This window comes from Endozoicomonas sp. NE40 (assembly GCF_040549045.1).
Lineage (GTDB): Bacteria > Pseudomonadota > Gammaproteobacteria > Pseudomonadales > Endozoicomonadaceae > Endozoicomonas_A > Endozoicomonas_A lisbonensis.
The window spans coordinates 3200268-3211675 of sequence record NZ_JBEWTB010000002.1 but is presented as its reverse complement, the minus strand read 5'-3'; the positions used below and the strand labels follow the sequence as shown (position 1 = coordinate 3211675).

Annotated in this window: 11 protein-coding genes; 3 read left to right on the top strand and 8 right to left on the bottom strand. The window is 49.7% G+C overall.

Translation table 11 applies throughout. The features are described from left to right. The first annotated feature begins 4 nt into the window (after positions 1-4). On the top strand, positions 5-1288 hold the full coding sequence (locus tag V5J35_RS15385) for a YeaH/YhbH family protein (protein ID WP_354007986.1): 1284 nt from the start codon (positions 5-7) through the stop codon (positions 1286-1288). After that, positions 1289-2785, top strand: a complete 1497-nt coding sequence (locus tag V5J35_RS15380) for a SpoVR family protein (protein ID WP_354007985.1) — start codon at positions 1289-1291, stop codon at positions 2783-2785. Between the two features lie 47 nt (positions 2786-2832). Here V5J35_RS15380 and phnE read toward each other — a convergent pair whose 3' ends face one another. The 4 genes from phnE to V5J35_RS15360 are packed head-to-tail and all read right to left on the bottom strand — an operon-like array spanning position 2833 to position 6461. After that, positions 2833-3630, bottom strand: a complete 798-nt coding sequence (gene phnE / locus V5J35_RS15375) for a phosphonate ABC transporter, permease protein PhnE (RefSeq protein WP_354007984.1) — start codon at positions 3628-3630, stop codon at positions 2833-2835. A gap of 1 nt (position 3631) precedes the next feature. Continuing rightward, positions 3632-4468: a phosphonate ABC transporter ATP-binding protein gene (gene phnC / locus V5J35_RS15370; RefSeq protein WP_354007983.1), complete on the bottom strand. Its 837-nt coding sequence runs from the start codon at positions 4466-4468 to the stop codon at positions 3632-3634. A gap of 29 nt (positions 4469-4497) precedes the next feature. After that, positions 4498-5340, bottom strand: a complete 843-nt coding sequence (locus V5J35_RS15365; RefSeq protein WP_354007982.1) for a phosphate/phosphite/phosphonate ABC transporter substrate-binding protein — start codon at positions 5338-5340, stop codon at positions 4498-4500. A gap of 29 nt (positions 5341-5369) precedes the next feature. Next, complete coding sequence (locus tag V5J35_RS15360; protein WP_354007981.1) at positions 5370-6461, bottom strand: phosphonoacetaldehyde reductase; 1092 nt, start codon at positions 6459-6461, stop codon at positions 5370-5372. A gap of 156 nt (positions 6462-6617) precedes the next feature. On the opposite strand from V5J35_RS15360, the gene V5J35_RS15355 reads away from it, so the two are divergent. Beyond that, entirely contained in the window at positions 6618-7571 is a 954-nt protein-coding gene (locus V5J35_RS15355) for a LysR substrate-binding domain-containing protein (RefSeq protein WP_354007980.1), read from the top strand. Here V5J35_RS15355 and V5J35_RS15350 read toward each other — a convergent pair whose 3' ends face one another. The 4 genes from V5J35_RS15350 to V5J35_RS15335 all read right to left on the bottom strand — a co-directional run bounded on the left by V5J35_RS15350 (position 7572) and on the right by V5J35_RS15335 (position 11348). Then, positions 7572-8189, bottom strand: a complete 618-nt coding sequence (locus tag V5J35_RS15350) for a solute carrier family 23 protein (RefSeq protein ID WP_354016428.1) — start codon at positions 8187-8189, stop codon at positions 7572-7574. Next, a complete protein-coding gene (locus V5J35_RS15345; protein ID WP_354016427.1) occupies positions 8186-8977 on the bottom strand; it encodes a uracil-xanthine permease family protein in 792 nt (263 codons plus the stop codon). Before V5J35_RS15345 ends, V5J35_RS15350 begins: the two co-directional genes overlap by 4 nt. Positions 8978-9181: 204 nt before the next feature. Beyond that, positions 9182-10543 carry an 8-oxoguanine deaminase gene (locus tag V5J35_RS15340; RefSeq protein WP_354007978.1) on the bottom strand — a complete coding sequence of 454 codons (1362 nt, stop codon included), beginning with the start codon at positions 10541-10543 and terminating at the stop codon, positions 9182-9184. A 187-nt stretch (positions 10544-10730) separates the two neighbouring features. Then, positions 10731-11348, bottom strand: coding sequence for a hypothetical protein (locus V5J35_RS15335; RefSeq protein ID WP_354007977.1), 618 nt, complete (start codon positions 11346-11348; stop codon positions 10731-10733). Positions 11349-11408: the final 60 nt, after the last annotated feature.

Here is an 11408-nt window from a genome sequence, read left to right as displayed (position 1 = left end):
ATCAATGAGTGTCATCATTGACCGGCGTGAGAGTGCCGGAAGCAGCACAGGAAAGAAAAGCACGGTTAACCGGCAGCGCTTTCTAAGGCGTTATAAACACATCATCAGAAAAGCCGTTCAGGACAGCGTTGACCAGCGCTCCATCACCGACACTGACCGCGGCGACAACATCCATATTCCCAACAAGGACCTTTCCGAACCGATCTTTCATCATGGTCAGGGTGGCAAAAACCAGCGGGTACACCCGGGCAACAAGGCATTTCATAAAGGTGACCGTTTTTCCCGTCCACCAGCCGGGCAGGGTCAGGGCAGCGGACAGGGAGCCGCCAGTGATCGAGGCTCCGGGGTCGATGACTTTGTGTTTCAAATCAGTCGCGAAGAGTTTCTGGAGTATGTGTTCGAAGACCTTGAACTGCCGAACATGCTGCGCAAAAACCTGAAAAGCACCACTGAATACACTTTACGACGGGGAGGGTTTACTTCTGCCGGTTCGCCGGATCAGATTAATGTCGTACGATCATTGCGCTCAGCTTATGCCCGTCGTATAGCTCTGTCAGCAAAGAAAAGAAAAAAGCTGAAAGCACTGCAATCAGAGCTGGACTCGCTAAAAAACAGCGATGACCCGGAAGATCAGGAAAAAGCTGCAACGTTAAAGCTGGAAATCCGGGCAATTCAGCAAGCCATAAAACGCATGCCGTTTATTGATGAGTTTGACCTGAAATACAACAACCTGATCAAAATCCCCTTACCGTCCAGCAAGGCGGTCATGTTCTGCATTATGGATGTGTCCGGCTCAATGGGGCAGGAGATCAAGGACATTGCCAAGCGTTTTTTCCTGCTCCTTTACCTGTTTCTGCAACGCAGTTATGAAGCAGTGGAAGTGGTGTTTATCCGCCACCACTCTGAAGCCAGAGAGTGCGATGAGGAGGAGTTTTTCTATGCCCGAGAAACCGGTGGCACACTGGTATCCAAAGCCATGGACCTGACCAGCCAGATTATTGATGAGCGTTACCCGGTTTCCAACTGGAACATTTATATTGCCCAGGCTTCTGACGGTGACAACTGGGAGACCGACACGGACATCTGTCGAAAGATTATTTCGGAAAGACTCCTGCCAAGGGTTCAGTATTTTGCCTACGTTGAAATTGCCGATCGCCCCCAGAACCTCTGGCACACCTACCAGCAGATACAGGATGAGTTCGCCGATTATTTTGCCCAGCAGCGGATTCGTAACCACGCGGATATTTATCCGGTTTTTCGTCGTTTATTTGCCCGGAGAAGTGGCTGAATGTCTGACCAGAAACCTTTATCAACCGGTTCTGAATGGACCTTTGAACTGCTGAAAAGATACGACGAAACCATAGGCTGTCTGGCAAAACAGTTCAGGCTGGATACTTACCCGACCCAGATTGAGATCATCAATTCCGAGCAGATGATTGACGCTTATGCGTCAGTCGGCATGCCCCTTATGTATAACCACTGGAGTTTTGGCAAGCATTTTCTGGGCAGCCTGCAAAACTACCGGCGCGGGCGTATGGGGCTGGCTTACGAAATTGTCATTAACTCCAATCCCTGTATTGCCTACCTGATGGAAGAAAACACCATGGCGATGCAGGCACTGGTTATTGCCCATGCCTGCTACGGACATAATTCGTTCTTCAAAGGTAACTATCTGTTTCAGCAATGGACGGATGCCGACGCCATTATCGACTACCTGCTGTTTGCCCGGAACTACATTACCCGGTGCGAAGAGAAATACGGTATCGACAAAATTGAAGAGTTGCTAGACGCCTGCCACGCCCTGATGAACCAGGGGGTGAATCGTTACAAACGCCCTCAGCCCGTTTCTGCTGCCGAAGAAGAGGCTCTGGCCAAAGAGCGCGAAGAGTATATTCAGAGAAACCTCAATGATCTGTGGCGAACGATCCCGGCTAAGGAGGAACCTAAAAGCAAAGACAAACAGCGTTTTCCTGAAGTGCCGGAAGAAAACCTGCTGTACTTTATAGAGAAAAATGCCCCCCTGCTGGAAAACTGGCAACGTGAAATCATCCGTATCGTGCGCAAAATCGCCCAGTATTTCTATCCCCAGCGACAAACGCAGGTGATGAATGAAGGCTGGGCAACGTTCTGGCACTACACCCTGACCCACGAGCTATACCAACAGGGATTTATTAATGAGGGGTATATGCTTGAGATACTGCACTCTCACACCAGTGTCGTGTTTCAGCCCGACTTTGACGATTCACGTTACACCGGCATAAATCCCTACACCCTGGGTTTTAATATCTACCGGGATATCCGCCGTATCTGTGAAAACCCGACCCCCGAAGACCGGCAGTGGTTTCCCGACCTCGCAGGTTCCGACTGGCTCGACACTCTGCACTTCGCCATGCATAACTTTAAGGATGAAAGCTTTATTCTGCAATATCTGTCACCTAAGGTTATGCGGGATATGCACCTGTTCTGCATCGAAGACAACGAAGTCAACTCATTCCTTGAAGTCGCCAGCATCCACGATGAACCAGATTACCGGACTTTAAGGCAGTCCCTTGCTGCCCAGTACAATCTGGGCAACACAGAACCGAATATTCAGATTTATAACGTGGATATTCGTGGTGACCGTTCACTGACGCTTATTCATACCATGCACGAAGGGCGTCCGCTGGAGCCGGGAAGCGCACAGGAGATCATAAAACACCTGCATTACCTCTGGGGCTTTGATATCTGCCTTAAATCCGTTGACGAGTGGGGTGCAGAGAGAAAAGTTTACGCTTTGTCGGAATGAACACAGCCATCGACGCCACCTTTAAAGCTCCCCATGCCCCAACGGCCTTAACGAATCATCTGCCGCAACCGTGCAGAAATAATATCCGTAGCAAAGACCAGTGCCAGAATCACCAGAATACAGGCGGCGGTGTTCTCATACTCAAACATTTTCATGGATGTGATCAGTTCAAAGCCTATGCCACCCGCACCAATCATACCCAGCACCGCCGAGATACGGATATTACATTCCAGACGATACAGAACCACGCCAATCCAGGCTGGCATTACCTGTGGCAAAACCGCAAACAGTATGGTCTGGGCATTGGAGCAACCGGATGCCCGCATGGCTTCCAGAGGCCCCTGATCAATCTCTTCAATGGCTTCCGCAAAGAACTTGCCCATCATACCAGCACCGTGCAGAGCCAGGGCCAGCACACCGGCAAAAGGTCCCAGACCAACAGCCGCAACAAAGATCAATGCCAGAATCAGTTCATTAATGCCCCTTAATACATTAAGAATCTGCCGAAGGGCATGATAAACAACAGGGTGTGGAGTCAGATTTTTCGCCGCGAAAAAGCACACAGGCACCGCAAGAATGACCGACAGAACCGTTCCCCACAAAGCAATCTGCAGGGTCTGGATGGCAGGCTGCACCAGTCGTTCAGTAATGTAGCCAAGATTGGGCGGCAACATGCGTACAATAAAATCCTGAATCCAGGGCAGGCCGGAAATCAGTTCAGACAAATCCAGCCGGGCGCCTTCTGCCGCCCATGCAAGAATCAGGTAAACCGCCAGTATCGCAGGTAAAAGAACCCACCAGCCGCCCCTGGGGGGATTTGCAACAAATTGCAGTGATGTTCGCATATCAGGCCACCTTCCATACAGGCCGTTGTAACCGGGATTCAGACTGTCGCAGTTCACGACGCTCAGCGGCCATGCGCGACACCAGCTTGTTGACGCTGGCATCTTCAAGGCCGGGGTAAATCTTCTCGACCATTTCAGGCGTCAGATGCTCCGGATGGTCATTGAACACCACCTTGCCACCGGACAAACCGATAATCCGCTCACCAAATTCCATGGCATAATCAATCTGGTGCAGATTGCAGAGCACCGCAATACCCTGCTCTTTACAGCTTTTACGGATATAGCTCAGGACTTTCCGGGACGACTGAGGGTCCAGACTGGCCACGGGTTCATCGGCAAGAATCAGCTGCGGCTGCTGGGCAAGGGCTCTGGCAATACCCACCCGCTGCTGCTGACCACCACTCAGACTGTCAGCCCGTTCGTACACCTTGGCATCCAGACCCACCTGGGCCAGACAACGTTTCGCCAGTTCGACATCTTTTTTGGGAAACAGTTGCAGAGCACAGCTCCAGAACGGCAGCTCGGCCATTCGCCCCATTAAGACATTTTTCAACACCGAGAGCCGTTTGGTCAGATTATGGTGCTGAAAGATCATGCCAACGTTACGGCGTAACTGCTGCAGATCTCCCCCCTGAACATTGGCAACATCTTTCCTGTTCACCACAATCTCACCACAGTCCGGGTCTGTCAGACGATTGATGCAGCGCAACAGGGTCGATTTTCCTGCTCCTGATGGCCCCAGAACCACCACGAATTCACCCGCAGTCAATTCAAAGTCAACGCCGCTAAGAACCGTATTGTCGCCGTAGCTTTTATGAAGATTCTTTATTTCAATCACAGTCCGTCCCCCCGGTTGTTATGGCTGTTTTACATCTTCGCCGCTTTACGAACAATGTCGTACGCATCATCGTTAGTGGGCATATAACGGTTAACAATGCCCTGGTCGCCAAACTGTACAGACTCCATGCTCAGGAAGGCTTCACGAATACGTTTTTTGCTCTCTTCCGGCAGGTTGTTGCGCCATACCATGGGTGACTCGGGAATCGGGCTGGAACGCCAGATCACCTTGTACTCGTCACGTCCAATCAGTCCTTTTTCGACAGCTGCATTAACAATCCGGTCAGCCACGGTCGCTGCGTCAACCCGCCCATGCTTTACAGCCAGAATATTGGCGTCGTGAGCCCCTGTGTAGACAACGTTCCGGAAGTCTTCGGTCGGATTAATACTTTCCGCTTTCAGTCCCACCATGGGAAATACATAACCAGAGGTTGAGGTAGGATCGACAAAAGCAACGTTTTTGCCTTTCAGGTCTTTCAGTTCATTAATATCATCAGCTTCAGCACGGGCAATAATCTGGCTGTGATAAGCGACTGAACCAGCCTTTTTCGTTTCGGCTACCGCAAACGCTTCAACATCCGCCACTTCAGTCGCTTTTACATAAGAAAAAGGCCCAAGATAGGCAATATCAACATGCCCGGCACGCAGTGCCTCAATCACACCGTTGTAATCGGTAGCAACAAAACCTGTCACTTTGGTATCCAGCTTTTTAGACAGCTGATCCATCAAGGCTTCCGTCTGACGCAGCATCGCTCTGGAATCCTCGGAAGGAATCAGGGCGATTTTCAAACTGTCCATGGCCAGAACGCTGGTACACGACACAACCAGTGCAGCGGCCAGCAGGCATTGACGGGCAATCCTTTTTATTATCATTGTTTAACTCTCCATTTAGTTTTTTAGTTTTAGTAGCACGCCAGCAACGCTTCCTGCTGACCAATAAAGTTTTTACCTCGTTCTCCCTGCAGGGCATCAAGCAACAGTTGCCTCCAGTTCTCCTGGTTATAACCATACGCCTCAGGGTCAGTATTAACGCCCAGTTCACGGAACCAGCCATCAAACTGATCCCATGCTTTGTCCAGGTCATGCCCGAAAATGGCTTTCAGATCTGAATCCACCCCCCGGTCCAGCCCGATCACAGAGCGCAGCACCTGCGGCAGAGTAAAGGAGCAGGCGATGCCATGAGGCGTACCAGACTGGAGAGTGACGGCGTAAGAAATATTGTGGGCAATGGATGTTTTGGTATTGGAAAACGCCAACCCGGCTTTCAACGCCGCCTTCATCATATCCGTCCGAAAGAGTGCGTGGTCCGGCTGCCGGACAAGATGGGGCAGAGTGTCCAGAATGGTTTTTACCGCCTCGACAGCCAGGGCTGAAGACACCCCGTTACGGTTTTTGTTCCAGATACTTTCCAGGGCATGGGACAGTGCATCCAGGCCGGTAGTGAGCGTGAGGACCACGGGCAGTTGCAACGTTAAATCAGGGTCACACAGCGCAGATTCGGGGTAGAGTCCGGCATCTGCCAGTGAATATTTCTTCTGTGCCTGTTTATCCCAGATGGTCGCCCAGCAGGTCACTTCACTGCCGGTTCCGGCGGTAGTGGGAATCGCGATGATTGGTGTACACAACAGCTGCCCTTTGTGGCCACCTTCTGTGAGATAAGACTTTGTCTGTTCGAAATCACTGCCTGCTGCCGAAAGAAACTTGGCAGTATCCATCACCGAGCCACCGCCCAGGGCAACGATGACTTCAGGCTGTCCGCTGCTACACAGTTGCTGACAAAGGGGTTCGAGGTTAGCAATATCCGGATTAGGCTCAACGTTATTGATTACCACCTGCGGCGCTCCCGCCAGAGTGGTAATGGTTTCCGTCAGTTCTGTAAAAAATGGTTCGTTATAGGTCACCAGTGCGTATCGTCTGCCATTTAACCGCTCTGGTAATGTTTCCAGACAGCCAGGGCCAAACTGCACATCGACCGGATTATGAAAACGCCACATGTTGAGTGCATCCCAATCAGTTGATGTTCATCAGTTTAAGAGGGCTTTGTGACTGTTGGGTGACTTGAAAATACTAATTTCATATTTTGTTCATAGAAAAAAGCTATATTGCTCTAAACAATAAAACGACATACAAACAGAACGAACACCCAAACCATGAAATTCAGCCAGCTTCGTTCCTTTCATGCAGTGGCCCGTACCGGCAGTTTTTCCAAAGCTGCGGAACAACTGCATATCAGCCAGCCCACCATTACGGCACAGATTCGGGAGCTGGAAAGTTATTACAACGTTCAGCTTCTGCGACGACAAAGGGGTAACAATCAGCTGACAGAAACAGGGGCTGCTCTTTACCAGCAAACCCAGATGATTTTTGCCCTGGAAAAGAAAGCAAAACAGATACTGCGTTCTGATGGCAGACTGTTAACGGGTACATTGAAAATCGGAGCGGTCAGCCCCCCGTTTTTCATGCCAATACTGAAAGAATTCCACGCCCGTTACCCCGGTATAAAGCTGGAAGTAGAAACCGGCGGTTCAGAGCTGATCACACAGAAAGTATTAAACGGCCAGCTGGACGCCGGTATGATTGCCTACAGCAAACCCGATGAACGACTGTTCAGCTTTGAGTTCAGCAGACAGCGCATCATTCTTATGGCACCTAAAGATGATCCCATTGTCCAACACCGTCAGGTGACTCTGTCCATGCTGCATAATCAGCCGATGATCCAGCGGGAAAAAGGCTCTACCACCCGCCAGATTTTCGAACAGGCCATAGCAGAGCAAAATATTGCAGGACGGAATATAAAACCAAGGATCATTATGGAAGTCAGCAGTCGTGAAGCCGTCAGACAGGCGACAGCGTCCGGGCTGGGGTTAAGCTATGTCGGTGCCACAGAATATCTGTCACATCCCGATATCAAGGCAATCTCCATTGCGGACCTGGACGAATTCTCCTGCTCCTATGTCATTTGCCACAATGCCCAGAGGCACACCCCAATGACCAATGCTTTTATTGAGGTGGCTCTGCCGCTGTCGAGCCAGTTTCAGGGAGAAGCGGATGAAAAAAAACCGCCTCAGGTTAAGGGCGGCTTGAAGGTGGAAAAAAGCATTTAACTATACGGTGCCTGACGCTGGCTCAGCTTCATTTTGCGCCTCCTTCTCTACCGATGCCTGCTCACCCATAGGTAAAAACAGGCTCATAAAGATGGCAGAAAGACCCGCGACGGTAATAGAAGAGCTGAACAGACTTTTCAATAAGGGAGGAAGCTGGCTGGCGACTTCAGGTACTGCCGTGACCCCAAGCCCTAAACCAAACGACACAGCCATGATAAGCAGATCCCGTCTGCCCAGCTCTGCTGAGGCAAGAATACGAATACCAGCGGCTGCAACCGTACCAAACATCACCAGCGTTGCACCGCCCAATACAGGTTTAGGCATGGTTTGCAGGAAAGCGCCAATCACAGGGAACAGACCCAGCAGAACTAACAGACCGGCGATAAAGTAGGCAACATAACGACTGGCTACTCCGGTCAACTGAATCACACCATTGTTCTGGCTGAAGGTCGACATAGGGAAACTGCCCAGGATAGCGGCAATTGCGGAGTTCGTACCATCTCCCAGAACACCGCCCTTAATTCGATTTATATAAACCGGCCCTTTAACCGGCTCATTTGATACCACTGAGTTAGCGGTGAGGTCGCCGGTTGTTTCTATCGCCGTTACAACAGTCAAATAATAGCCACAGGAATAAAGGCAGCGATGTCAAAATCAAAGCCAAACTTAAAGGGTGTTGGAACGGTAACTAAAGCTACATCAGCAATGTTATAGTTAACCATGCCCATGAAAGCGGCACAGATATAACCGACCGTCATGCCGATCATAATGGCAGAAAGACGCAGCACCTGGTTACTGAAGCGGTTTAAGAAGATGATGGTGCCTAAAGTGATGCCACCCACGGTAAGATAATGCAGAGCCCCCTTGTCTTCTGCCCCAAAGCCACCGGCTATATCGGTCATTCCCACTTTGATCAGTGATAAGCCAATCGTGGTGATCACAATACCCGTCACCACAGGAGTAATAATGCGCTTGAGTTTATGCATAAAGCGACTCAGGACAATTTCAATAAATGCGGCAAAAAAGCACACACCGAAAATCATGGCAAGTATATCTTCCGGGCTACCGCCACGCCCTTTAACGATAAACCCGGCCGCGATGATCGAACTCAAAAAACCAAAACTGGTCCCTTGTACGCATAAGAGGCCGGAACCAATTGGCCCAACTCTTCTTGCCTGTATAAAAGTACCCACGCCGGACACCATCAACGACATGCTGACCAGATAAGGAATGTGTTCACCCAGCCCTAATACGCCACCGATAATCAAGGCAGGTGTGATAATGCCGACAAAGCTTGCCAGAATATGCTGAAAGGCAGCAAACAGTGCTTTGTGGGGGGCTGGCTTATCATTAAGGCGGTAGATCAGGTCATTTTTATCATTGCCTGGCTGGATAGTCTTACTCACGTTGTTGCTCCGCTTATTATTATTTTTCGAGATACTGACAAGCTTGAGTTAGTTTCTTTCTATGACTGTTCGTTACTCCCTGATCACTAAACTACCATTGGCGTTTAATCCCTGAACCACTGATTGTCCCACTATATGGAATCGAATCTTCCAGCCTTTGACTCAGGTTGTCCGGCAGTGCGGAACAACCTGAAATTAACCAGCCTAATAGCCTGCCGATTCAAACAGGGCCTTCGCTGCCGCCGTATGCTTCTGCATCAGTTCAGTAATATCACCTTCCAGCCAGATACCTTGTTTCACCTTCCACTGACCATTGACCATTACGGCATCGGCTTTATGAGCGCCACATAACACCAGGGCTGCCAGAGGGTCATGACTGCCACTGAATCGGGGCTCATCCAGTTTATACAGGGCAAGATCCGCTTTCATGCCAACAGACAGCTGACCTATATCAGGACGGTTCAACACTTCAGCCGAGCCTTTTGTAGCAAGATTCAGTGCATCAAGGTGGGTAAACTCATCCGCCTCATAGCGCAAACGCTGAATACAAAGAGCCTGACGAACTTCCTGAATCAGGTTGCTATGGTCATTGGACGCCGAACCGTCCACGCCAAGCCCCACCCGGACACCCGCCGCTTTCAGTTCTTTGACCCGGGCAATACCTGAAGCCAGTACCATGTTAGAAGACGGACAGTGACAAATACCCACTCTGGCCTGACCCAGACGTTGAATTTCGTCATCGTTAAAATGAATGCCGTGAGCCAGCCAGGTTTTGTTATGGAGCCAACCCACCGTTTCCAGATAATCAAGAGGTCGCTCGCCGAACATTTTCAGGCAAAAATTATTTTCATCTTCTGTTTCCGCCAGATGCGTATGAATATTAACGTCGTATTCTTCTGCGAGAATAGCCGTACTTTTCATCAGGTCCTGTGTAACAGAAAACGGAGAGCAGGGAGCCAGGGCGATTTCAATCAGATCATCTTTCTTATGGTATGCCTGAATCAATCGAACGCTGTCGTTCATAATTGTGTCTTCACTCTGTACCACCGACTCTGGTGGCAGGCCGCCCTGATCCTGTCCAAGACTCATGGAGCCACGGGTAAAGGTTGCCCGCATCCCCAGACGCCGGGCGACTTCAACCTGCTGATCGATGCCTTCGGTTAACGTTTCCGGAAACAGATAGTGATGGTCGCTTACTGTTGTACAACCACTCAGCAGTAATTCCACCATGGCAAGCTCCGTGGCCAGGGCGTGCTGTTCGGGTGTTAGCTGAGACCATATCGGATAAAGCGTTTGCAGCCAGGGGAAGAGTTTTTTATTTAAAGCAGGCGGGCAGGCACGGGTCAGGGTTTGATAAAAATGATGGTGGGTATTGACCAGCCCCGGCATCAATACATGCTGGCTGGCATCAAAAGTTCGGTCGTACTGGTGTCTGGGGCTATGTCCCTCAGGCACCAGTTCCAGAATGGTGTCACCCTGAATCAGGATGCCATTGGCGGCATCTTCGTTATTTGCCGTATAACTCGAAAGAGGCGACTTAATCCATAAAACAGATTGTCCTGTCATAACATACGCTCACATTATTAGGGCGAATGTCGTGTAAAAACCCGACCATGCGCCCGTAGTTACATTTATAATTACAGGTACATGGCAGTGACTTTCGTGTTGATCTACCAAATCGAAGTAAAGAGATTAGCAAACTGAATTTGCCGGGTCATGGGCTTATATCAAACTTTCTGACGACGGTAGTTGGTTAAATTTCTGATTCTGCATAGGGATTTGAAAATGAAAAACGGGAGGTTACTTTTTTCGTAAGGAGACTCAGACTTATATTAATGTCACCTCGCCAGACAAGGTAATTTCTGGTCATCGCAATTTTTTCCGCAAAAATATAGTCGGCATCAGGGTGGTAACCCGGCCTCAGATGGCTAAGTCTGTGCTCTCGCCTTCCTTCCACAGCGCGAGGCTCAGGATGAAAGCCAAACTGAATATAAAATCCCAAAGCCTTTGTAAGCGGGTTAACCAGATATAAGTGCGTACCGGTGTTAATATGAACCTCACCAGCCGCTATAAACAGCAATAACACTCCAAGAGACTTATTACGGAAGGGCCTGGAGACCTCCATTGACCGCAAACCATAAGTGCCTTCCGGATATTTCGGGTTGTCATACTCTAGATAAGACCAGTTATCCAGGAGACGGCCTTTTCGGTACTCAACGAAAGCGAATCCGACTTCCTCAGCTGCAGTTTTCTCAAAAAGCTTCAGACTCAGGAAATCTTCTGCACTGGAACGACTGTATTTAAATACCATACCGGATGCTTCATGTTTGAACTCAGTATTGTCAGCTGTTTTTATGGCATCAAAAAACATACAGATCCCCTGCGGAAATAACCACTACAGCCAAGCGGTAACAACCCTATAAGCCTCCTC

Coding starts and splice junctions, on each gene's coding strand:
- V5J35_RS15385 (WP_354007986.1), top strand. CDS start 5: ATGAGTGTCATCATTGACCGGCGTGAGAGTGCCGGAAGCAGCACAGGA.
- V5J35_RS15380 (WP_354007985.1), top strand. CDS start 1,289: ATGTCTGACCAGAAACCTTTATCAACCGGTTCTGAATGGACCTTTGAA.
- phnE (WP_354007984.1), bottom strand. CDS start 3,630: ATGCGAACATCACTGCAATTTGTTGCAAATCCCCCCAGGGGCGGCTGG.
- V5J35_RS15365 (WP_354007982.1), bottom strand. CDS start 5,340: ATGATAATAAAAAGGATTGCCCGTCAATGCCTGCTGGCCGCTGCACTG.
- V5J35_RS15360 (WP_354007981.1), bottom strand. CDS start 6,461: ATGTGGCGTTTTCATAATCCGGTCGATGTGCAGTTTGGCCCTGGCTGT.
- V5J35_RS15355 (WP_354007980.1), top strand. CDS start 6,618: ATGAAATTCAGCCAGCTTCGTTCCTTTCATGCAGTGGCCCGTACCGGC.
- V5J35_RS15340 (WP_354007978.1), bottom strand. CDS start 10,543: ATGACAGGACAATCTGTTTTATGGATTAAGTCGCCTCTTTCGAGTTAT.
- V5J35_RS15335 (WP_354007977.1), bottom strand. CDS start 11,348: ATGTTTTTTGATGCCATAAAAACAGCTGACAATACTGAGTTCAAACAT.